Origin of the sequence: Mycobacterium kiyosense (assembly GCA_021654635.1) — a bacterium.
Taxonomy (GTDB): Bacteria; Actinomycetota; Actinomycetes; order Mycobacteriales; family Mycobacteriaceae; genus Mycobacterium; species Mycobacterium kiyosense.
Genome location: AP025179.1, coordinates 4918369 through 4940866 on the forward strand (window position 1 = coordinate 4918369; position 22498 = coordinate 4940866).

16 protein-coding genes and 6 pseudogenes are annotated in these 22498 nt (G+C 67.7%); 10 read left to right on the forward strand and 12 right to left on the reverse strand.

Annotated elements, in window-relative coordinates; all coding sequences use genetic code 11:
- Positions 1 to 3: 3 nt before the first annotated feature.
- The 5 genes and pseudogenes from L6444_RS23085 to L6444_RS23100 all read right to left on the reverse strand — a co-directional run bounded on the left by L6444_RS23085 (position 4) and on the right by L6444_RS23100 (position 3588).
- A complete protein-coding gene (locus tag L6444_RS23085; protein WP_236984351.1) occupies positions 4 to 828 on the reverse strand; it encodes a carbohydrate ABC transporter permease in 825 nt (274 codons plus the stop codon).
- Positions 829 to 832: 4 nt separating this feature from the next.
- Positions 833 to 1495: pseudogene (locus tag L6444_RS23090) on the reverse strand (carbohydrate ABC transporter permease); the annotation flags it as partial.
- A 67-nt stretch (positions 1496 to 1562) separates the two neighbouring features.
- Positions 1563 to 1636: pseudogene (locus L6444_RS31260) on the reverse strand (hypothetical protein); the annotation flags it as partial.
- A gap of 13 nt (positions 1637 to 1649) precedes the next feature.
- Positions 1650 to 3047: an extracellular solute-binding protein gene (locus tag L6444_RS23095; RefSeq protein ID WP_236977483.1), complete on the reverse strand. Its 1398-nt coding sequence runs from the start codon at positions 3045 to 3047 to the stop codon at positions 1650 to 1652.
- A 13-nt stretch (positions 3048 to 3060) separates the two neighbouring features.
- Positions 3061 to 3588, reverse strand: coding sequence for a YflT domain-containing protein (locus L6444_RS23100; protein ID WP_236977484.1), 528 nt, complete (start codon positions 3586 to 3588; stop codon positions 3061 to 3063).
- A 209-nt stretch (positions 3589 to 3797) separates the two neighbouring features.
- Here L6444_RS23100 and L6444_RS23105 point away from each other — a divergent pair, with 209 nt between their 5' ends.
- The 5 genes and pseudogenes from L6444_RS23105 to L6444_RS23125 all read left to right on the forward strand — a co-directional run bounded on the left by L6444_RS23105 (position 3798) and on the right by L6444_RS23125 (position 9024).
- Positions 3798 to 4304 carry a DUF4190 domain-containing protein gene (locus L6444_RS23105; protein ID WP_236977485.1) on the forward strand — a complete coding sequence of 169 codons (507 nt, stop codon included), beginning with the start codon at positions 3798 to 3800 and terminating at the stop codon, positions 4302 to 4304.
- A 77-nt stretch (positions 4305 to 4381) separates the two neighbouring features.
- Positions 4382 to 5692 carry a magnesium transporter MgtE N-terminal domain-containing protein gene (locus L6444_RS23110; protein ID WP_236977486.1) on the forward strand — a complete coding sequence of 437 codons (1311 nt, stop codon included), beginning with the start codon at positions 4382 to 4384 and terminating at the stop codon, positions 5690 to 5692.
- Positions 5689 to 6214 (forward strand): annotated as a pseudogene (locus tag L6444_RS23115) (DUF1003 domain-containing protein). Before L6444_RS23110 ends, L6444_RS23115 begins: the two are co-directional and overlap by 4 nt.
- A gap of 143 nt (positions 6215 to 6357) precedes the next feature.
- Positions 6358 to 7797 carry a lytic transglycosylase domain-containing protein gene (locus L6444_RS23120; RefSeq protein ID WP_459561253.1) on the forward strand — a complete coding sequence of 480 codons (1440 nt, stop codon included), beginning with the start codon at positions 6358 to 6360 and terminating at the stop codon, positions 7795 to 7797.
- Positions 7798 to 7864: 67 nt separating this feature from the next.
- A pseudogene (locus L6444_RS23125) lies at positions 7865 to 9024 on the forward strand (Mrp/NBP35 family ATP-binding protein).
- A gap of 69 nt (positions 9025 to 9093) precedes the next feature.
- Here L6444_RS23125 and tatB read toward each other — a convergent pair.
- From tatB to sigE, 4 genes are all read right to left on the reverse strand, one after another.
- The gene (tatB, locus tag L6444_RS23130; RefSeq protein ID WP_236977487.1) at positions 9094 to 9474 is read right to left on the reverse strand and encodes a Sec-independent protein translocase protein TatB; all 381 of its coding nucleotides are present in this window, start codon (positions 9472 to 9474) and stop codon (positions 9094 to 9096) included.
- Positions 9474 to 10985, reverse strand: coding sequence for a serine protease HtrA (htrA, locus tag L6444_RS23135; RefSeq protein ID WP_236977488.1), 1512 nt, complete (start codon positions 10983 to 10985; stop codon positions 9474 to 9476). Before htrA ends, tatB begins: the two co-directional genes overlap by 1 nt.
- Positions 10986 to 11067: 82 nt before the next feature.
- Positions 11068 to 11457, reverse strand: a complete 390-nt coding sequence (gene rseA, locus L6444_RS23140; RefSeq protein WP_236977490.1) for an anti-sigma E factor RseA — start codon at positions 11455 to 11457, stop codon at positions 11068 to 11070.
- Positions 11458 to 11627: 170 nt separating this feature from the next.
- Entirely contained in the window at positions 11628 to 12419 is a 792-nt protein-coding gene (gene sigE, locus L6444_RS23145) for an RNA polymerase sigma factor SigE (RefSeq protein WP_236977491.1), read from the reverse strand.
- 203 nt (positions 12420 to 12622) lie between these two features.
- On the opposite strand from sigE, the gene L6444_RS23150 reads away from it, so the two are divergent.
- Complete coding sequence (locus L6444_RS23150; protein WP_236977492.1) at positions 12623 to 13306, forward strand: O-methyltransferase; 684 nt, start codon at positions 12623 to 12625, stop codon at positions 13304 to 13306.
- Positions 13307 to 13315: 9 nt separating this feature from the next.
- On the opposite strand, the pseudogene L6444_RS23155 reads toward L6444_RS23150, so the two are convergent.
- A pseudogene (locus L6444_RS23155) lies at positions 13316 to 15083 on the reverse strand (PE domain-containing protein).
- A 243-nt stretch (positions 15084 to 15326) separates the two neighbouring features.
- Between L6444_RS23155 and L6444_RS23160 the strand changes: the two are divergent.
- The 3 genes from L6444_RS23160 to L6444_RS31265 are packed head-to-tail and all read left to right on the forward strand — an operon-like array spanning position 15327 to position 19742.
- Positions 15327 to 15965: a TetR/AcrR family transcriptional regulator gene (locus L6444_RS23160; RefSeq protein ID WP_236977493.1), complete on the forward strand. Its 639-nt coding sequence runs from the start codon at positions 15327 to 15329 to the stop codon at positions 15963 to 15965.
- Positions 15955 to 16890: an ABC transporter ATP-binding protein gene (locus tag L6444_RS23165; RefSeq protein ID WP_236977494.1), complete on the forward strand. Its 936-nt coding sequence runs from the start codon at positions 15955 to 15957 to the stop codon at positions 16888 to 16890. Before L6444_RS23160 ends, L6444_RS23165 begins: the two co-directional genes overlap by 11 nt.
- The gene (locus L6444_RS31265; RefSeq protein ID WP_459561255.1) at positions 16887 to 19742 is read left to right on the forward strand and encodes a CocE/NonD family hydrolase; all 2856 of its coding nucleotides are present in this window, start codon (positions 16887 to 16889) and stop codon (positions 19740 to 19742) included. The genes L6444_RS23165 and L6444_RS31265 overlap by 4 nt, the downstream gene beginning before the upstream one ends.
- Here L6444_RS31265 and glgC read toward each other — a convergent pair.
- On the reverse strand, positions 19739 to 20953 hold the full coding sequence (gene glgC / locus L6444_RS23180; protein ID WP_236977496.1) for a glucose-1-phosphate adenylyltransferase: 1215 nt from the start codon (positions 20951 to 20953) through the stop codon (positions 19739 to 19741). The genes L6444_RS31265 and glgC overlap by 4 nt on opposite strands.
- Before the next feature lie 157 nt (positions 20954 to 21110).
- On the opposite strand from glgC, the pseudogene glgA reads away from it, so the two are divergent.
- Positions 21111 to 22275: pseudogene (gene glgA, locus L6444_RS23185) on the forward strand (glycogen synthase).
- A 20-nt stretch (positions 22276 to 22295) separates the two neighbouring features.
- Here the strand turns inward: glgA and L6444_RS23190 are convergent.
- On the reverse strand, positions 22296 to 22463 hold the full coding sequence (locus L6444_RS23190; RefSeq protein ID WP_003406247.1) for a DUF3117 domain-containing protein: 168 nt from the start codon (positions 22461 to 22463) through the stop codon (positions 22296 to 22298).
- Positions 22464 to 22498 lie beyond the last annotated feature (35 nt).

Here is a 22498-nt window from a genome sequence, read left to right on the forward strand (position 1 = left end):
GGGCTATCCCTTCACGGCGCCGGAGGTCAAGCCGGCGACGATGCGTCGCTGGAAGATCAGGACAAAGACAATGATCGGGACGGTGATCACGATCGCACCCGCCGCGATCGATCCGGTCGGCTCCTCGAACTGCGAGCTGCCGGTGAAGTTGGCGATCGCCACCGGTGCGGTGATGGCCGCCTTGGTGGCGGTCAGGGAAAGGGCCAACAGCAAGTCGTTCCAGGCGAAAATGAACACCAGAATGGCCGCCGTCACCAGCCCCGGCGCGGCGAGGGGGGCGATCACCTTGAGCAGGACCTGAGCCGGGGTGGCGCCATCCATCTTGGCCGCCTTCTCCAAATCCCATGGAATTTCCCGGAAGAACGCCGACAGAGTGTAGATGGCCAGCGGCAGCGCGAAGGTGATGTAGGGCAGAATCAAGCCCGGCCAGGTGTCGAACAGCCCCACCGCGCGCTCTATGTCGAACAGCGGCGTCACCAGCGAGATCGCCGGGAACATGGTGATCAGCAACGTCATCCCGACAAGCAGCCGCTTGCCCGGGAAATCCAGTCGCGCAATCGCATACGCTGCCATCGCACCCAGCACCACGGCGATCACGGTGGTGATCAACCCGATTCCGATCGAGTTGATCAGCGCCGAGCTGAAGAAGTCGCCCCGGAAGATGCCGCGATAGTTTTCCAGCGTCATCGACGACGGGAACAGCTTGCCGTCCTTGGCATTCGACGACGGTTTGAGCGACAGGCTGAAAATCCACAGCACCGGAAGCAGCGCGTACACCAGCACCATCGCGTCGACAACGACCCAGAATGCGGCGCGCCTCGGCGTCAACGTTTCACCGCGCATCGACGTCGCTCCCGGGAGCCGAGGCCCCGAACACCTTGACGAACACCAGCGCGATAAGTCCCACACACATGAAGATCAACACGCTGATCGCCGACCCCAACCCGAGGTTGAAACCCTTGAACAGGTTGTCGTAACCCAGAATCGACACCGACCCGGTGTTGTTGGCGCCGGCGGTCAGCACGTAGATGTTGTCGAAGATGCGAAAGGCGTCCAGCGTCCGGAACAGCAGGGCAACCAGCACGGCCGGCTTCATGATCGGCAGGACGACCTTCGTCAGCCGCCGCCACGCGCCGGCGCCGTCAACCTGCGCCGCCTTCACCAGATCCTCGGGCACCAGCGCCAACCCGGCCAGCAACAGCAAGGCCATGAACGGCGTCGTCTTCCACACCTCGGCGAGCACCACCACGCCCAGCGACGGAATCTGTTGCGTCAGTGGCGCACTGCCGTCCGGTAGCAGGTTAGCCAGATAACCGGTGCCCGGTGTCCACGCGTAATACCAACTGTAGGAGGCGACTACGGTGACGATGCCGTACGGGATCAGCACCGCGGTGCGCACCAGCGCGCTGCCGAGCAGGGTGCGGTGCATCACCAGGGCGAGTGACAATCCGACGACGAACTCGATGGTCACCGACACCACGGTGATCTGCATCGTCGCCGGCGCCGCTCCCCTCATCAGTCCCTCTGCATCGTCGCCGGCGCACCACCATGGCGCCGCTCCTCCTCATCGCTGCGCTCTGCATCGTCGCCGGCGCACCACCATGGCGCCGCTCCTCCTCATCGCTGCGCTCTGCATCGTCGCCGGCGCGTCACGGCAGCAATCCCTTGCCCTCGATCGCCTTGCGCACCTGAACGCTCAGCTCATCCGCCGTGCGCTCCGGGTCGATTGCCGTGATGGGGCTCAGCGCCGCCGCCAACCGCAGCGACACCGCCTGGTAGACCGGTGTCGCCGGCCGCACCGCAGCGTCGGTGAGCTGCTGGCGGATGATGCCGTACATCGGGTACTTCGCCTGGAACTGCGGGTCGGAGTACAACGAGGTCCGCACCGCGGGCAGGCCCCCGTCAATCGACACGAACCTCTGGTTACCGATATCCCGCAGGCACCGGACGGCCTCGAACGCCTCGGCGCGATGGCGGGTGCTCGCAGCCACCGCCAGGTTCAGCCCACCGATCGTCACCTTGGCCGGACGCCCGGCCACGCCGGGGTACCGCGCGAAGTCGAACACCTTCTGGCTGGCCGCATACGCGAGGGCGAACTGCTCGTCGGTCGGCGCGAACGTGCCGAATTTGTCGATGCTGCCGGCCAATTCGGGCATTTTGTTCAGCGGCAGAAACGCTACCGCGCCCTTGACGGCGTTACCGAGCATGGACGGCAGCACGTGCGGCCAGTTGACTTCGAGCGCGGCCTTGCCCTGCTCGACCGCCAGCCGCGCGGTGCCCTCGTCGCTTCGGGTGATCGACGGGTCGGCTCCCGGCGCGGTGGCCACGGCCCGCAGGACCCGCAGCGCGGTCACGGTGGCGGCACGGTGCTCTGGGGTATCGGTCAGGGTGACCCGTTTGCCGTCTTCGGACAGCACCTCTCCGCCCGCACTGACCAGCAATGTGTTGAACCACACCACCAGCCCTTCGGCCTCGTTGGCCTGCACCGCGATCCAGCTGGGCTGCCCGGCCGCTGCCAGTCGTGCCGCTTCGGCCACCATGGCGGACCAGTCCCGCGGCGGTTGTGGAACCAAATCTGCTCGGTACCAAAGCAGTTGAGTGTTCGTAGTGAGCGGTGCGGCATACAACCGGTGGTTCCAGGTAGCCGTTTTCAACGGGCCCGGCAGGGTGTCGACGGCAGCGTCGGACTCGGTCAATCCGGACGGATCCTCCGACAACGGCAGCGCCCACCCCGCCTCGGCGAACTCCGCGGTCCACACCACGTCCAGCGCCATCACGTCCAGCGTGCGATCGTTACCGGTCAGCCGCCGGGCCAGCTGCAGTCGCTGCTGATCGGGCGAGCGGGCCAAGCTGATCTGGGCGACGCGGTAGCGACCATCGGCCGCGGCCGTGCAGCGCGCGGCCACCGCGGCGAACGTCGCGCCGTCGGTCGCGGGCGTATAGAAGGTGATCACCAGCCCGGAGCGGCCCGAGCCGCAGCCGCACATCGCCCCGGCGATCAACAGCGCCGAAATCAGCGCGGTCAGCCTTCGCTGCGTTCGCCGCAAGCGTCCGCCCTTGTCAGATCGCCAGCCGGGCCAGCAGGTCGCGCGCCTTCTCCGCGTTCTGTGGATCGCAGAGGACGTCGTAGCGCCCGGCCACCAGTTGCATGGTGGAGCTGAAGTCCCGGGTTCCGCGGGCCATCGCGTAGGGCACCGCCGAAGTGATCAGCCCGAAGAAAATGCCGGCGACCAGGCCGGTGACCAGCGCACCCCACGGGTTCGGGCTGAAGAAGCCGAGCACCAGCCCGATGAACAAACCCAGCCATGCGCCACTGAGCACGCCGCCCCCGAGCACCTTGCCCCAGGTCAGCCGACCGGTGACGCGTTCCACCTGCATCAGGTCGACACCGACAATGGTGACCTGCTGGACCGGAAACTCCTGGTCGGAGAGGTAGTCGACGGCGCGTTGCGCCTCGGCGTAGGTCGGGTAGGAGCCGACCGGCCAGCCTTTGGGCGGTGTCGGCAAGGCGGGGACATTGCGCCGGCCCGCGGCGGCCCCACCGCCCGCGGTCGGGCCGGGCTGTCCGGGCTGGAACGGGCTAGTCATTAGTGCTTATTCTCCTCTGGCCCTCTTGCTGCACAAGCCATCGTTTCACGTCCCGGACCCCCGCACTATCCTGGGCAACCCGCAAACCACCGGGCTGCGCGCATATCACCAGGCCAGCCGCCCTGGCAAGGGTGCCGGTAGCGCAGTTATGGGTTAGGTTGTCGGCATGACAGATCCTCGCGACGAGGGTTCTTGGCAACCTCCGATCGGTGACCAACCGACCTGGGCCGCGCCGGTGTCGTCCCCGCCACCGCCGCCGCCACCCAGCTACCCACCCCTTACCAGCCCGGCCCGCAGCCCTATCCGTCCGAATACCCCGGACTCCGCAGCCCAGCTACCCGCCACCGCCCGGCCAGCAGCCCTTCGGGGCGCCGCAGTATCCGCCGCCTCCACCGGTTCCGGCCTACCCGGGCGCCGGCTACCCGTACACGGGCGCGCCGGGCAGCCCGTACTACGGGTCACAGAACAGCACCAACAGCCTGGCCGTCGCGTCGCTCGTCACCTCGGTCGTCGGCATCCCGCTGTGGTTCCTCTGCTATACCGGCACGTTGCTCTCGATCGCGGGAATCGTGCTGGGCATCGTCGCGCTCAACCAGATCAAGCAGACCCAACAGCCGGGCCGCGGCATGGCCATTGCCGGCATCTCGGTCGGTGGCGGAACGATCGCGCTGGTCGGCATCTTGACGATCGTCTTGGTGGCCGTGTCCAACCATTGACCCGGAGTCCGCCCCCGGCAAGGGTTTCGGCGGACTCGGCAGGCGTGCGGGACGGCGAGGCTCCTACGCTTTCCCGTATGGCATCGGTCAACAGGGTGTACGTCGCGCGACTGCCGCGAATGATGGTGCTGGGCCCCATGGGCGAGTCGTTCGGGCGCGTCCGCGACGTGGTGATCAGCATCAGCATCGTGCGTCAACAACCCCGAGTGCTGGGCCTGGTCATCGACCTGGCTACCCGGCGCAGCATCTTCATCCCGATCCTGCGGGTGGCCGCGATCGAACCCGATGCGGTGACGCTGCGCACCGGAAACGTGTCGTTGCGGCACTTCGAACAACGCCCCGGCGAAGTGCTGGCCATGGGCCAGGTGCTGGACACCCCGGTTCGGGTCAACGATCCCGACCTGCCCGAACTGGCCGGCGTCGACGTCGTCGTCACCGATTTGGGCATCGAACAGACCCGGACCCGGGACTGGGTGGTGAGCCGGGTCGCCGTCCGTACCCACCGCCGGTTGCGCCGCCGCGGCCCGGTGCACGTCGTGGAATGGCAGAACGTGCACGGCCTGACGCCGTCGGCGCTGGCGATGCCGGGCCAGGGGGTGGCGCAGCTGCTGGACCAGTTCGAGGGCCGAAAGGCCGTCGACGTGGCCGACACCATCCGCGGCTTGCCGTCCAAGCGCCGCTACGAGGTGTTCAAGGCCCTCAGCGACGAACGGTTGGCCGACATCCTGCAAGAGCTCCCCGAACTCGACCAGGCCGAGGTGTTGTCCCAACTGGGCACCGAACGGGCCGCCGACGTGCTGGAGGAGATGGATCCCGACGACGCCGCCGACCTGCTGGGCGTGCTGAATCCGACCGAAGCCGAAGTGCTGCTGACCCGGATGGATCCCGACGACTCCGACCCGGTGCGACGGCTGCTGAAGCACTCGCCGGACACCGCGGGCGGGCTGATGACCTCCGATCCGGTGGTGCTCACGCCGGACACCTCGGTCGCCGAGGCCCTGGCCCGGCTGCGCGATCCCGACCTGACGCCGGCGCTGAGCTCGATGGTGTTTGTGGCGCGTCCGCCGACGGCCACCCCGACCGGGCACTATCTGGGCTGTGTGCACCTGCAACGGCTGTTGCGCGACGCGCCGAGCGAGCTGGTCGGCGGAATCGTCGATTCCGACCTGCTCACCCTCACCCCGGAGACCCCGTTGGGTTTGGTGACCCGGTATTTTGCCGCCTACAACCTGGTGTGCGGACCGGTCGTCGACGATCAGAACCATCTTTTGGGCGCGGTAACGGTAGACGATCTGCTCGACCACCTGCTCCCGCATGACTGGCGGGTGGATGTGCCGCAGCTTGACCCTGCCGGCCGGCCGGCACGACCCGGAGGATCATCGCTTTGAGCAAGTCTCCAACGTCTCGGCGCCTGTACACGCCGCGGACGTCGCGCAACATCTCGGTGCGGCTGGATCCGGAGACGGTAGGTCAGTTCACCGAGTCGATCGCAAGGTTTTTTCGGCACCGGCCGTTACCTGCTGCTGCAGACGATCGTGGTGCTGGTGTGGATAGCGCTCAATCTGGTGGCGGTGCGCTGGCGTTGGGACCCTTACCCGTTCATCCTGCTCAACCTGGCCTTTTCCACCCAGGCTGCCTACGCCGCGCCGCTGATCCTGTTGGCCCAGAACCGTCAGGAGAACCGCGACCGGGTCGCCCTGGAAGACGACCGGCGCCGTGCCGCCCAGACCAAGGCCGACACCGAGTACCTGGCTCGCGAACTTGCCGCGCTGCGACTGGCCATCGGCGAAGTCACCACGCGCGACTACCTGCGTCACGAATTGGAGGGCCTGCTCGCCGATCTGAGAGCGATGACGCAGGGCGGCGGCCCGGTGCTGGTACCCGACAGCTCCCCCAGAACGGCGTACTAAGAAATCGAACTGATTACCCAAATGGGGCATTGCGCAACTCGTGTAACAAGAGTTATGTATGGTGATCTAGTTCACGAAGCTAACAAGACGCTAACAATACGGTCAGTTTCCCGGCGGCTCACATAATTCGAGGACGGTTCGAGGTGCACATTGGGGGACGCTGGGGTGTTGGCCCGGCCGTCGCGAAGGTGCGGCAGGGTGCACTTCGCGTAACGCGAGCGCCGGTTTTCGGCGTCTTCATGATCTCCCCGTTGATCTTCGCCGGCGCGGTCAGCGGCGCGGCACCCACGTTGCACGCGAAGATGCCGAGCCGTACCGCCATTGCCCCGGTCGCCGCGGTGGGCCCGGCCCCGCACGTCGACCTGTCCGGACCCACCGTCATCTCGGTGCGGCGGGTGCCCAGCAGCTTCCACGTCGCAGCCGCCACCAGTTCCGCCCCGCCTCCGCCGACTGTCGTGAATTCGCCTGGGGCCCTTGGTATTCCGATCATGGCGTTGTCGGCCTACCGTAATGCCGAGCAGAAGATGGCCGTCGCGCAGCCGGGCTGCGGAGTCAGCTGGAACCTGCTCGCCGGCATCGGCCGCATCGAATCCGGTCACGCCGGCGGCGGCGCCGTCGACGCCCGCGGCACCGCGGTCAACCCCATCTACGGCCCCGCGCTGGACGGCACGCTGCCCGGCAACGAGGTGATCGTCCAGGGCAGCCAGGGCAATCGGGTGACCTACGCCCGCGCCATGGGGCCGATGCAGTTCCTGCCCGGCACCTGGGCGCGCTACGCGGTCGACGGCGACGGCGACGGCATCCCCGACCCGCAGAACCTGTTCGACTCCACGCTGGCTGCCGCGCGCTACCTGTGCAGCGGCGGGCTCAACCTGCGCGACCCGTCGCAGGTGATGGCCGCCATCCTGCGCTACAACAACTCGATGTCCTACGCCCAGAACGTGCTGGGATGGGCCGCGGCGTATGCAACCGGTGTGGTCCCGGTCGATCTGCCGCCGATCACCGGGCCGCCGCCGCCGATCGGCGACGCGCACCTCGAGCACACCGAGGGTCTCGGGCCGAACCTGCCGCTCAACGTCACCGGTCTAGGCGTCACCGACCCGCTGGGACAGCACATGCCGCTGATCGACTTCGGGCCGCCGCAGCTCATCGCCCAGTACCCCGCCTTCGGGTCACCGGACTTCCCGCAATCACCGGCATGGCCCTGGCTGCCACCGACTCAGCAGCAGACGACGATCCCGTCGAACACCCCGGGCTGCACGCTGATCTGCATCAGCTCGCAGAATCCCGACGCGGTTGCGCCGGGGTCGCTCCAGCCCGGGCTGCCGCAGCCCGCGGCGCCGCCCGTCCCCAACGGGGGCATCGTGATCGCGCCGGCGCCCGCTCCTGTCGCGCCGGCGCCGCTGGACCCGTTCGCTCCCCGGCGCCGCCCGCGCCGGTGGCTCCTGCTCCGGCGGCCCCGGCTCAGCCGGCCCACCCGGCCGCGCCGACGGGCCCGGCCAACCCGGCCCCGAAGCCGCCGACCGGCGCGACGGCACCAAGCCGGCGGGACCCGCTCAGCCGATCCCGCCCGCCCCCGGTGAGCCGGCGCTGGCCCCGGTCAGCTACCGTCCGGTAGCCCGCACGCAATGCCGCCTAGACTCGGCGGTGATGTCTGCAACCCACGATGACGCCGCCGGTCTGACCACAGCGATCCGCACCGCATTGGCCAAGGTGATCGATCCTGAGCTGCGGCGACCCATCACCGAGCTCGGGATGGTCAAGAGCATCGACATCGGCGCCGGGGGCAACGTGCACGTCGGGATCTACCTGACCACTGCGGGCTGCCCGAAGAAGTCCGAGATCACCGAGCAGGTAACGCGGGCGGTCACCGACGTTCCCGGCACCGGGAAAGTCACCGTCAGCCTGGACGTGATGAGCGACGAGCAGCGCACTGAGCTGCGCAAACTGCTCCGCGGCCCCAATTCTGGAGCGGCCGAACCCGTCATCCCGTTCGCCCAACCCAGCTCACTGACCCGGGTGTACGCCGTCGCATCCGGTAAGGGCGGTGTCGGAAAGTCCACGGTCACAGTGAATCTGGCCGCCGCCATGGCCGCCCGCGGACTGTCGGTCGGAGTGCTCGATGCCGACATCCACGGTCACTCCATTCCGCGCATGATGGGCAGCACCGACCGGCCCACGCAGGTGGAGTCGATGATTCTGCCGCCGATCGCCCACGAGGTGAAGGTCATCTCGATCGCCCAGTTCACCCAGGACAACACCCCGGTGGTGTGGCGCGGGCCGATGCTGCACCGGGCGCTGCAGCAGTTCCTGGCCGACGTGTACTGGGGCGACCTGGACGTGTTGCTGCTCGACCTGCCGCCGGGCACCGGCGACGTCGCCATCTCGCTGGCCCAGCTGCTGCCCAACGCCGAGATCCTGGTGGTCACCACACCGCAGCTGGCCGCGGCCGAGGTGGCCGAGCGGGCCGGCAGCATCGCGATCCAGACCCGGCAGCGCATCGTCGGCGTGGTGGAGAACATGTCGGGGTTGACGCTGCCGGACGGCTCCACGCTGCAGGTGTTCGGCGAAGGCGGCGGCCGTCAGGTCGCCGAACGGCTGTCGCGCGCGGTCGGCGCCGACGTGCCGCTGCTTGGTCAGATACCGCTGGATCCGGCCCTGGTGGCCGCGGGCGACGCGGGTGTGCCGGTAGTGCTCAGCGCGCCCGACTCGGCGGTCGGCAGGAGCTCGGCCGCATCGCCGACACCCTGTCGTCGCGGCGGCGCGGCCTGGCAGGCATGTCACTCGGGCTGGATCCGACCCGGCGATAGCCGCCGGTGCAATCCGGCGGTGCTTCTCGTCGCCAGATTTCGCAGCCTGGTTACGCTCGCGGCAACTGGTTACGTGGCGTCGGTGTCGAACGGGGTGCGCTCGGGCGGCGGGGGCGGATCGGCCGGCGCCGGTGGGGCGGGCGGCTGGGCCGGCGGGTCGAAGTTGCCGGTGAAGATCGAGTCGTCCCCGTCGAGCAGGTGTTTGGTGAGTGCGGCCCGCGGCGTCATGCCCCGCAACTTCTGCAGCTCGCTGAGTTGCCCACGGATGTCGTCGAACTCCGGTCCGATGTCCTCACGCAGCTGGTTGGTCATCCCGCTGAGGTAGTCACGGGCTTGCCGCAGCGCGCTCGTCGTCCAGTGAATGGCTCCCGGGAGTCGCTCCGGACCCAGCACCACCAGCCCGACCACGACGAGTACGAGCATCTCCCCCCAGCCGACGTTGGCGAACATTAGCTGGTATCCGGGTCGGGTTTGACCGTCAAGGTGACGTGGCGGCCGTCGCGGACCACCTCGATCTGAGCGTCCTGGCCGATGGTCAGCTGGCGCACCGCGACGACGGCTTCGTCGGAGTCGGCGACCTTGCGGCCGCCGATCTTGACGATCACGTCGTTCTCCAGGATGCCGCCCTTCTGCGCGGGCCCCCCGGCCTTCACGTTGGCCACCTGCGCACCCGAGGCGATCGCGTTGCTCACCGACCGGGTGCTGATGCCCAGCGTCGGGTGCACGATCTTGCCGTCCCTTATCAGTGCCTCCGCCACCAACTTCATTTCGTTCACCGGAATGGCGAAGCCGAGCCCGCTGGCGCTGTCAGACAGCGATTTGCCCGCGCTGTTGATGCCGATGACCTGGGAGTCCATGTCGATCAGCGGGCCGCCGGAGTTGCCGTGGTTGATCGAGGCGTCGGTCTGGATCGCGTCGAGGACGGTGTCGGTGTCCGAGCCCTCCCCTGACAACGGAACCGGCCGGTGCAGCGCGCTGATGATGCCGTGCGTCACGGTGCTGCGCAGGCCCAGCGGAGCGCCCGCCGCGATCACCTCGTCACCCACCCGCACCTTGTCGGAGTTACCGAGCCGGGCGACGCTGAGGTTCTCGACGTTGTCGACCTTAAGGACGGCGAGGTCGGTTTTGGGGTCGCGCCCGACCAGGCTGGCCGGTACCTCCTTGCCGTCGTTGAACACCACCGTGGTCTTGAACTTGCTGGGGTTGGCGGCAGCCTCGGAGATGACGTGGTTGTTGGTCACGATGTAGCCGCGACCGTCGATGACCACACCGGAGCCCTGCATACCCTCCTGGTCGCTCTTGGACTCGATGGTGACCACCGAATCGGCGACGGCGGCTGCCACCTTGGTGAATCGACCGGCCGGCTCCTCGGCGTTGCCGGAGGTCGACAGCGTCACTTTCGAGGTGGTGAACGCCTCGACGACCTCGGCGGTCTTGCGGCCGATCACCCCGCCGATGGCACCGATCAGCAAAGCGATGATCAGCAGGATCGCCAGCGCAAGGTAGGAGACCTTCCCCCCGAACAGCACATCGCGCACCCCGAGCTTGCCGCTGTGGCGCTGCTCGCCGTGCGCCACCACCGCCGGTAATGCGGGCGTCCCCAGGGCCGCGGCGGCACCGGGATCGCGCCACGGGTCGTCCAGTTCCTCGGCCTCGTCCTCGTTCTTCTCGGCCTCCAGCGCGTCGGCGTCGATGGGGTGGCGTTGCAAAGTCTCGGTGGCGCCGTACGGGCGGCCGAACGCGTCGGCGAGCACCGGGTCGGCCGGCTTATCGTGCGGACGGAACTCCGACTGCTCCTGGAACTTCTGTGGGCGCACCCGGTCGGCCACGAAGGATCCCTGCTGCCCGAAAGGACGCCCGAACGTCTGGCGCGAGGACGGGTCGACCGGTGGGCGGTAGATGGGCCGCGGCGCAAGCCGTTCGGTGTCCTGGCCCCTGGGGTTGCCTTCGTCGGAGGTCACAGTTCCTCTTCTAGATCCATTGCTTAACCGGCGTCCGTGTCCACCCTAGTATCCACAGACACTCCGACGGCCGAAGCGCGAGTTAGCGGCGCTTCCGCTGTTCGGGATCGGGGTCGGCGAGGGCGTCGGGAAGCTGCGTCGCATCCTGGTGCGGGTAGTGCGGGATTTCAGAGAGCAGCCCGAGCAGTGAGCTGGGGATGCTGATCGGGTGCGAGTCGCGCAGGGCGGCTCGGGCGCGACTGTGGTCCTCGACCTCGGCCGCACACTCGGGGCACAGCGAGAGATGGTGCGCGGCGCGCAGGTGGGCGTTCATCCGCAGCTCGCCGTCCACGAACGCCGCGATGGCCTCGATCGAGAGGTGCTCGGTGGACCCGAAGCGCCGCGGCGCCCCCACCGGGGCGTCACTCTGCGAGGCGAATTGGGCGGGAAGCCAGGAGAACGCGCGCCGAAACACATGTCCCCGCTCGGCCATCACTGGATCCTTCCGCGTGCGCTGTCCCACCTTGTCGAGCCATCTGTATCTCGAATGTAGCGCGGTGCGGTGCTCGAGAACCGTGTTCAGCCTTTTTAAACCGGAGTATTTGGGATCAGTTGGCAACCCTGCAGTGGCCGAAACGATGGCTCGACCGTCCGCAGGATGGCTCAGCTGGCCGCCGCAACCGATCGGATCTCGGGCTGCAGCCCATGGCCCGGATGGGCGGCCAGGTAGTCCCGCAGCGCCTGACGGCCGCGGTGAATCCGGCTGCGCACGGTGCCCAGCTTGACTCCCAGGGTGGCGCCGATCTCCTCGTAGGACAGGCCTTCGATGTCGCACAACACCACCGCGGCGCGGAACTCCGGCGGCAGCGAGTCGAGCGCAGCCTGCAGGTCCGGCCCGAGCCGCGAGTCGTGGTAGATCTGCTCGGGGTTCGGCTCGTCGGCCGGAACCCGGTCGTAATCCTCGGGCAGCGCTTCCATCCGGATGCGGGCGCGCCGACGAACCATGTCGAGGAACAGGTTGGTGGTGATGCGGTGCAGCCAGCCCTCGAACGTTCCCGGCTGGTAGTTCTGGACGGACCGGAAGACCCTGATGAACGTCTCCTGGGTGAGGTCCTCGGCGTCGTGCTGGTTGCCGGTCAGCCGGTAGGCGAGGCGGTACACGCGGTCGGCGTGCTGACGCACCAACTCGTCCCAGGACGGCATGGTGGCCTTGTCCCCCGTCGCGTCGAAAACCGCTGTGCCCAACGGGGTATCGGACGGTTCCACCCAATCCTGGTCACGCACTGGTTGTGGGTGCGACATGCTGGTCGGGCTCAATGTGGTGATGGTGAGTTCCTCCGGACTTCCCCTGCCATTCAAGGTCGGCAGTTCGTCATTCGCGGCAACGCGAAGTTGCCATTTGGTATTCCCGTCGTCGTTCCCGTCGTCCCGGCCCCAACGTGCTCCGCGTTCCATGGGACTCACCGTCGCCTACCCGAGTGTGGGCGAGGTATGAGCAATCTGAGCTTTGGCTGAGAAACCATACTGTTACCCACATTTCCCAGCCCTTATGCAATCGCGGTGAGCTTGGTCGCACCGCGGGCCCCCGGGCGTGTCGTCCCCTCCCGCACCGGGCGCGCCTGAACAACCACGCCACCGGTTCGGCATACTCTGCGGACATGTCCACTTCCGACGAGCCACCCGGCGCTGACGGCTCGCCCAGCCAGGAGACGCCCAGCAGGGCCGATGCCTTATTGGCGCACGCCGAGAGGTCGATTTCCGAGGACGCGATCCTGGCCGGCGCCCGCGAACGCGCCATGGACAGCGGAGCCGGGGCTGTCACCCCCGCGGTCGGCGCGCTGCTGAGCCTGCTGGCCAAGCTCAGCGGCGGCAAGGCGGTCGCCGAGGTCGGTACCGGGGTGGGCGTCAGCGGCTTGTGGCTGTTGTCGGGCATGAGCGACGACGGCGTGCTGACCACCATCGACATCGAACCGGAGTATGCCCGGCTGGCCAAGCAGGCGTTCACCGAGGCACAGGTCGGCCCGTCGCGTACCAGGTTGATCAGTGGTCGCGCCCAGGAAGTCCTGACCCGGCTCGCCGACGAGTCCTACGATTTGGTGTTCATCGACGCGGACCCGGTCGACCAGCCGGACTATGTCGTCGAAGGGATCCGGCTGCTGCGCTCGGGTGGGCTGATCGTGGTGCACCGGGCTGCTCTGGGCGGCCGCGCCGGTGATCCTGAGGCGCGCGACGCCGAGGTGGCCGCGGTGCGCGAGGCGGCGCGACTGATCGCCGAAGACGAACGGCTGACCCCGGCGTTGATCCCGCTGGGCGACGGCCTGCTGGCCGCCGTCCGGGATTGAGCGCGCCGGTCAGAGCGCGCCCAGCAGCGTCTCGGCGATCGCGAACGGGAAGTGCACCGTGGCGGTGGCCACCTCGCGCGCGCCGTCGCGGACCGCGTTGACGATGGTCGCCGGGTCGCCGGTGAACAGGGCTGAACCTACGTCGTAGCCCGCGAACTGGGGCGCGGTGATGAAGTTGCGGACGTCGACGAACAGCTGGGTCGGCAGGTTCGCCGGTCCGACGGGTGTCCCGTTGTAGCTCAGCATGGTCCAGCCAGTCGCCGGGCTGCCTTGCACCACCACCACCCCGGTGTTCGACAGCGAGCCGGTGACCAGCAGCAACGGGTTGGGGTTGTCGACCATCATCATCGTGCCGGTCTCGATGGCAAGAGCGCTGGAATATGCCGCGACCTGGTGACTCGAGCTGCTCAGCGCGGTGTTGTACATGGTCTGCACCGCGTTGTTGAAGCCGCTGGCGAAGGTCAGGCCGGTGGGGTTGACGGCGGAGATGCCCAGCATCGGGAAGGCGGGCAACCCGAGTGTCCACACCACGGGTCCGGCCAAGTAGATCAATCCCGCGGGAATCTGCCCCATGCCTTCCAGGAGCCCGGCGTTGATCTCGTTGAGCCCGGGCAACACGACGGGGGTCAGGCTCGGCTGCAGGGTTGCGAGGTACGAGGCGGTCTCTTGCGTCCTGATCATCTGCGAATCGAAGATGCCGGCGAATGCGGGCTGCTGGGCGTGCAGGACGGCGGCGACATTCTGCGCCTGCGTCACACCCAACGCCGTGAGCGGAGGTCCGGGCACCGCCGTGTCGAGCAGGTTGGCCACGTTGCTGGCGGTCTGCCCGTGCCGGATGAAGTCGATGGTGACGATTTCGCTGCTCGGCGGGATGTACGTGGGGCCGCCCTGGCCGATGAACAAACCGGGGTAGCCACGCGTTCCGACGGCCCCGGTCGGGACGCCGGTGCCGCCCATACCGCCGTATCCGCCGTCCCCGAACAACAGCGCCTGGCCGCCGGCGCCGCCGGACCCGCCTGCCAGCACCGTCAAGGCGGCGCCTCCGAGCCCGCCCCGGCCGCCGTTGCCCATCAGCCAGCCGCCGACGCCTCCGCGGCCGCCGGTGCCGCCGTCGTAACCAGCACCGCCGATGCCGCCGGTGCCGATCAACCCGGCATTGCCGCCGTTGCCGCCGGAGGCCAGCCAGCACGCCGCCGGTGGGGCTGTAGCCAGCGCCACCGTCACCGAACAGGATGCCGCCCGCGCCCCCGGTCGGGTTCGCCAACGTGCCGGTGGTTCCGTTACCGATCAGCGCCCGCCCGAGCAGCGCATTGGTGGGCGCATTGATGATCGGATCGATCGCCTGGCCGAGCGGGCTGCCAATCCACGCTTGTCCGGCCGTGTGAACCGGCTTGTAGACGAGCGCCTGAAATGCGCCGGACGCAAATTCGTTCAGTCCCTCCAGCGCAGGGGCGGCGATGCCGCCGCCGAGCAGCGTGGCCTCGAACTGCTGCAGGATGGCCGCCTCGGCGCCGCCGTACGACGCTGCTGCAGCGCCCAGATTGCGCACGAACTCCTGGTGATAGGCGGCCGCTTGAGCCGCCGCGGCCTGGTACTCGCCGGCGTGCGCGCCGAACAGGGTCGCGATGGCGACAGACACTTCGTCGGCGGCCGCGGCGGTCACCTGGGAGGTCGGCAGGAGCGCGGTCAGGTTGCCGGTGCTGATTGCCGAGCCGATCTGGGCCGCATTCGCGGTCGCGGTTTCGATCCCATCCAGTGCTGCGACGACAAATGACATTTCGCTACTCCTCGCTGCGTAATTAGGCCGGAGCCATCATGGCACCTCGCCGGATGAATAGCGGGTAAATCGACGAAAAATTCAAAGCATCGCCGATTCGTGTCCGAGCGGCGAGACCTGCGCGTTCGCCGCAGCGCCGGGCCGCGATGCCGCACGTGTCGGGAGCGTCATGCGACCGATGCGTCCGATACTCGCTCAGGAGACCCTTGACGCGGGATTGAACGCCTGTTTAATGTGTTGAACATGCGTTCAGCCGATTTGACCGCAGCCGCTCGGATCCGGGACGCGGCCATCGCGCAGTTCGGCGAGCACGGATTCGGCGTCGGGCTGCGCACCATCGCCGAGGCGGCCGGAGTCAGCGCCGGCCTGGTCATTCATCACTTCGGCTCCAAAGAAGGGCTGCGTAAGGCCTGCGACGAATACGCGGCCGAGGAGATCCGCGGCGCCAAATCCGAGGCAATGAAGTCCAGCGACCCCGCTACTTGGCTGGGGCAGATGGCCGAGATCGAGTCCTACGCGCCCTTGATGTCCTACCTGGTACGCAGCATGCAGTCCGGTGGTGAACTGGCGAAAATGCTGTGGCAGAACATGATTGACAACACCGAGGAATACTTGGCCGAAGGTGTGCAAACCGGCACCCTGAAGCCGAGTCGCGATCCGCACGCCCGAGCCAAGTATCTGGCCATCACCGGTGGCGGCGGATTCCTGCTCTACCTCCAAATGCACGAGACGCCAACCGATCTGCGCGCAGTCCTGCGCGACTACGCCCGCGACATGGTGCTGCCGGCCCTCGAGCTCTATTCCGAGGGCCTGCTGACCGACTACACCATGTACGAGGCATTTCTGGCCGATGAGAAACGAGGAGAACCCGATGTCAGCTGACAGCCAGACACCCATCGAAGTCCGGGGCCTCACCAAGAGCTTCGGCGCGACCCGCGCGCTCGACGGCCTGGACCTGCGGGTGCGCGAAGGCGAAGTGCACGGCTTTCTGGGACCCAACGGCGCCGGCAAGTCGACGACCATCCGCATCCTGCTGGGCCTGGTCAAAGCCGACGGCGGCACCGCCCGGCTGCTGGGCGGCGACCCGTGGACCGACGCCGTGACATTGCATCGCCAGATTGCCTATGTGCCAGGCGATGTCACGCTGTGGCCCGGTCTGACCGGTGGCGAGACCATCGACCTGCTGGCGCGGATGCGCGGTGGCATCGACCCGGCGCTGCGCGCGCAGCTGATCGAGCGTTTCGAGTTCGACCCGCACAAGAAGGTGCGGGCCTACTCGAAAGGAAATCGACAGAAGGTGTCGTTGATCTCGGCGTTTTCCTCGCGGGCCAGGCTGCTTCTGCTCGACGAGCCCACCAGCGGACTGGACCCGTTGATGGAGAACGTATTTCAGCAGTGCGTTGCCGAAGCAAAAGACCGCGGTGTGACGGTGCTGCTGTCCAGTCACATCCTGGCCGAGACCGAAGCGCTGTGCGAGCGGGTGACCATCATTGCGGCCGGCAGGACGGTGGAAAGCGGGTCGCTGGAATCCATGCGGCACCTCAGCCGCACCTCGATCAAGGCCGAGATGATCGGCGATCCGGGCGATCTGGCCCGGATCAAGGGCGTCGAGGACGTCAGCGTCGAGGGCAACACAGTGCGTGCGCAGGTCGACGGCGAAAGCCTGGGCGAATTGATCCGGGTGCTCGGTACCGCCGGGGTACGCAGCCTCATCAGCCAGCCACCCTCGCTGGAGGACTTGTTCCTGCGCCACTACAGCATCAACGGTGCCGGCACGCAGGACCGCGCGGAGGTGCCGGTGCGATGAGCACCACACTTCTGGATCGTCCGGGAAGCCCTGCCAGGCAACGTATTTCCCAGTTTGTCGGCACCCTGGGGTTGCTGAGGCTGTACCTGCGCCGCGACCGGGTGGTGCTGCCGCTGTGGGTGCTGCTGCTGTCGATCCCGTTGGCCAGCGTCTATATCGGCAGCATCGACAAGGTCTACCCGACCGCGGCCGACCGGGCCGCCTTCGCAGCCTCCGTCATGGCCAGCCCGGCCCAGCGGGCGCTCTACGGCCCGATCTACAACGACGGCCTCGGCGCGGTCGGTATCTGGAAAGCCGGGATGTTCCACCTGCTGATCGCGGTCGCCGTCGTCCTCACCGTGATCCGGCACACCCGCGCCGACGAGGAGACGGGCCGGGCCGAGTTGCTCGACTCGACTGCGGTAGGCCGCTACGCCAGTCTGAGTGCCGTACTGCTGCTGTCCTTCGGTGCGTCCGTGGCCACCGGCGTGATCGGTGCCGCCGGACTGCTCACCACCGAGGTGGCACCGAGTGGATCATTGGCGTTCGGGGCAGCATTGGCCGGCTCCGGGTTGGTGTTCACCGCTCTGGCCGCTCTGGCCGCAGTGGCCGCTCAGCTGTCGGCGAGCGCACGGGTGTGCCGCGGCTACGCGTTCGCCGCTTTGGGCGCCGCTTTCACCCTGCGGGCGGTCGGCGACGCCGGATCCGGTGCACTGTCCTGGTTTTCGCCGCTGGGGTGGTCACTGCAGGTGCGGCCGTACGCAGATGAGCGCTGGTGGGTGCTGCTGCTGCACCTGGCCACCACGGCCGTGCTCACCGCGGTCGCCTACCGGTTACTGGCCGCCCGCGACGTCGGTGCCGGGTTGATCGCCGAACGCCGCCGCGGCGAACATCACCGTGGAAGCGGATCAACAGGTGGTATCCACCGGCCTCTACGGCCTGGTGCGACACCCGATGTACGTCGGCAACCTGATCCTGATGCTGGGTTTGCCGTTGGCGCTCGGCTCCTACTGGGGCCTGGTCCTCTACGTTCCGTTGTTAGCGGTGCTGGTGCTGCGAACACTCGACGAGGAGCGGGCGCTGGCAGCCGATCTGCCCGGCTACCGCGACTACCAGCAACGCGTGCGATACCGTTTGGTCCCCAACATCTGGTAGTCGCGGCGCTTAAAGTATCTGGCGTGAACCGCAACTCGGCACCCGCCCTGGATCGGCCGTGGCGCCGTCCGAACGCCCTGGGCTACGCGCGGGACCGGATCGCCGGTGTCGTCAGGCCTCGCATAGCGATCACCGAAGCGCCGGCGGAGGTCATCGTCGATCGCGACGTGGAGGTACCCACCCGCGACGGAACATTGTTGCGGATCAACGTTTTTCGACGATCCGGCGAGTCTCCGCGGCCGGTCATGCTGTCCATCCACCCCTACGGCAAGGACGAACTCCCGCGTCGAAAACGAAAGCGATGGACCTTCTCACGTCAGTACCGCATGATCCGCCAGCCCAGCAGGGTCCAGTTCTCGTCGTTGACCGGCTGGGAGGCGCCGGACCCGGCGTTCTGGACAGCGCAGGGCTTCGTGGTGGTCAACGCCGACGCCCGGGGCTGCGGCCGCTCCGACGGCACCGGCAACCTGCTGTCGCGGCAGGAAGCCGAGGACACCTACGATCTGGTGCAATGGCTGGCCGGCCAACCCTGGAGCGACGGCAACGTCGTCATGCTCGGCGTGTCCTACCTGGCGATCACCCAGTACGCCGTCGCGGCGCTGCGACCGCCCGCGCTGCGGGCCATCTGCCCGTGGGAAGGCTTCACCGACGCCTACCGCGACCTTACGTTTCCGGGCGGAATTCGGGAGACCGGCTTCACCGCCCTGTGGTCGCGCAACTTGGCCCGCAGCACCCGGCAGGCCTACGTCCTGACCGAAGAACAGGACAGACACCCACTGCGCGATGACTTCTGGCGCTCAATAGCACCCGACCTCGCAGCGATCGACATCCCGATGCTGGTCTGCGGCAGCTTTTCGGACAACAACCTGCACAGCCGCGGATCGATCCGGGCCTTCACCCGAACCGGCTCTGAGCACGCCCGCCTCTACACGCACCGCGGCGGCAAGTGGGCGGTGTTCTACTCCCCGGACGCGCAGGCCGAACAGTTGAAATTCTTCCGCGACGTGCTCGACGGCGCGCGGGCCTCGCGCAGCGTTCGGCTGGAAGTGCGGGAGGACCGCGACACCGTTGTGAGCGTGCGGGAGGAGGGCCACTGGCCGCTGGTGCGGACTCGCTGGCAGCCGATGTATCTTGCCGGAGGCGGTGTGTTGACGGCTGAACCACCGCGGCACGCGGGCAGCATCACCTTCGAAACGAGCTCCCGCGCAGCAGCGTTCAATTGGACGGTGGCGGAGGACATCGAGCTCACCGGATCGATGGCCGCGAAGTTGTGGGTACAACTGGACGGTTGCGATGATGCGAATCTCTTTGTCGGCGTTGAGAAATGGCGCGACGGTCGCTACGTCGGCTTCGAGGGGTCCTATGGCTACGGCCGCGACCGGGTGACCACCGGATGGCAGCGCGTCGCACTGCGCGCCCTGGACCCCGAGCTGTCCCAACCCTGGGAACCGGTCCCGGCCTGTGCCGAGCCGGCCGCGGTGTCGCCCGGCGAGGTGACGGAGGTGCAGGTGGCGCTGGGACCGTCGGCAACGCTGTTCCGGGCCGGCGAGCAACTGCGCTTCGTGGTGGCCGGGCGCTGGCTCTCGCCGCGCAATCCGCTGACCGGTCAATTCCCGGCTGCCTATTCCGATCCGCCCCGAGGCCAGGTGACGCTGCGCTGGGGCCCCCGCTACGACGCGCACCTGCTGATTCCGGTGATTCCCCAGCGGACCAGCTAGACCCAGACGCCCTTACCCACCGCGACCACGCCACCGGCGCTGATCGCAAAGCGTTCCCGGTCTTTCTCCAGATCCACGCCAACCATCTCGCCCGGCCCGACGACGACGTTCTTGTCCAGGATCGCGTGCCGCACCACCGCGCCGCGGCCCACCCGCGCGCCCGGCATGACCACGCTGCCCTCCACGATCGCGCCGTCGTCGACCACCACGTTGGACGACAGCACCGAGTTGCGCACCGAGGCCGCCGAGATGATGCTGCCGGCACCCACCACCGACTCCTGCGCCGAGCCGCCGTTGACGAACTTCGGCGGCGCCAGGTTCTCGGTGGCGCCCAGGATCGGCCAGCGCCGGTTGTACAGGTTGAACACCGGATGCACCGACACCAGGTCCATGTGTGCGTCGTAGAACGCGTCGAGCGTCCCGACGTCACGCCAGTACGCGCGGTCGCGCTCGGTGGCGCCCGGCACCTCGTTGTCGCTGAAGTCGTAGACGGCGGCCATGCCGTCCTCCACCAGGTAAGGGATGATGTCGCCGCCCATGTCGTGGTCGGAGTGGTCGTTGTCGGCGTCAGCGCGGATGGCGTCGATCAGCACCTTGGTGGTGAAGATGTAGTTGCCCATCGACACGAAGGTGCTGTCGGGGTCGTCGGGGGTGCCGGGCGGGTTCATCGGCTTTTCGACGAAGTTGCGGATCCGCCCCGACTCGTCGGCGTCGATGCAGCCGAACGCGGTTGCTTCGCTTCGCGGTACCCGGATGCCGGCGACCGTCGCACCGGCGCCGCTGTCGATGTGAAAGCGCACCATCTGCTCGGGGTCCATCCGGTACACGTGGTCGGCACCGAAAACCACGATGTAGTCCGGATCTTCGTCATAGATCAGGTTCAGCGACTGGTAGATCGCGTCCGCCGAACCCGTGTACCAGCGCGGGCCGAGGCGCTGCTGGGCCGGCACCGGGGTGATGTACTCACCCGCCAGCCCGGACAACCGCCAATTCTGCGAGATATGGCGGTCCAGCGAGTGCGACTTGTACTGGGTGAGAACGCAAATCCTCAGGTAGCGGGCGTTGACGAGGTTGGAGAGCACGAAATCGATCAGCCGGTACCCGCCGCCGAAGGGAACCGCAGGCTTGGCCCGGTCGGCGGTCAAGGGATACAGCCGTTTGCCCTCGCCGCCGGCCAGCACGATGCCCAGCACGTGTGGCGCTTCCCTCATGCGCTCAAACCTATCGGCAGCCGCAAGTGGTTGCCACCGGTAGGCCCATGATTGGCGGCGCGGCGGACGGGCTGCCGGTCAAGGTGTTTGGCTCGACGGGCCCGTTCCACACCAGCCCGACATGCGGGCTGCCTCGTCGGCGAACTACGGTGCGGGTATGCGGGTGGCGATGATGACTCGGGAATACCCTCCGGAGGTTTACGGCGGAGCCGGTGTCCACGTCACCGAATTGGTGTCCCAGCTGCGCAAGCTGTGCGCGGTCGACGTCCACTGCATGGGCCGCGCCCCGTCCCGGCGCGATCACCCATCAGCCCGACCCGCGGCTGCGCAGCGCCAACGCCGCGCTCTCGACGCTGTCCGCGGACCTGGTGATGGCAGACGCCGCCAATGCGGCCACCGTCGTGCATTCGCACACTTGGTACAGCGGCATGGCCGGACATCTGGCCAAGCTGCTCTACGACGTCCCGCACGTGCTGACCGCGCATTCGCTCGAGCCGATGCGGCCGTGGAAGGCCGAACAGCTCGGCGGCGGCTACCAGATCTCCTCCTGGGTGGAGCACACCGCGGTGCTGGCCGCCGACGCGGTGATCGCGGTCAGCTCCGGCATGCGCGACGACATCCTGCGGGTCTATCCCACCCTGGACCCGAATCTGGTGCATGTGATCCGCAACGGCATCGACACCGAGTTCTGGCATCCCTCCGGTGCCGTGCACACCGGGTCCGTACTGCAAGAGTTGGGTGTCGACCCAAACCGGCCCATCGTGGCGTTCGTCGGCCGCATCACCCGGCAAAAAGGCGTCTCGCACCTGATCGCGGCCGCGCACCAGTTCAACCCGGACATTCAGTTGGTGCTCTGCGCCGGCGCGCCCGACACCCCCGAGATCGCCGAGGAGGTGCGCTCCGCGGTGGCTAACCTCGAACGCAGCCGCACCGGGGTCTTCTGGGTGCGCGACATGCTCCACAAGACAAAACTGCGCGAAATACTTTCCGCGGCAATAGTTTTCGTGTGTCCGTCGATCTACGAGCCGCTCGGCATCGTCAATCTCGAGGCGATGGCCTGTGCCACGGCGGTAGTGGCGTCCGACGTCGGGGGCATACCCGAGGTGGTCGTCGACGGAGTCACCGGCTCACTGGTGCACTACGACGCCGACTTCCCGGACGCGTTCGAGGCGAGGCTGGCCGAGGCGGTCAACGCGCTGGTCACCGATCCCGCCAAGGCACACCACTACGGTCGGGTGGGGCGTCAGCGCTGTATCGACGAATTCTCCTGGGCACACATCGCCGAGCAGACGCTGGACATCTACCGGAAAGTGTGTGAGTAGCAGCCCCGTGACGGGCAGGTTCAGCTGGTGACGCCCTTGAGTTCATCGCCCAGCGCGGCGGCTTCGTCGGGAGTCAACTCGACCACCAGCCGACCGCCACCTTCAAGTGGTACCCGCATCACGATGCCGCGCCCCTCCTTGGTTGCTTCGAGTGGACCGTCGCCGGTCCGGGGCTTCATCGCCGCCATCGAGTGCTCCCTCCAGATTCGATCTGGCCCGCTGC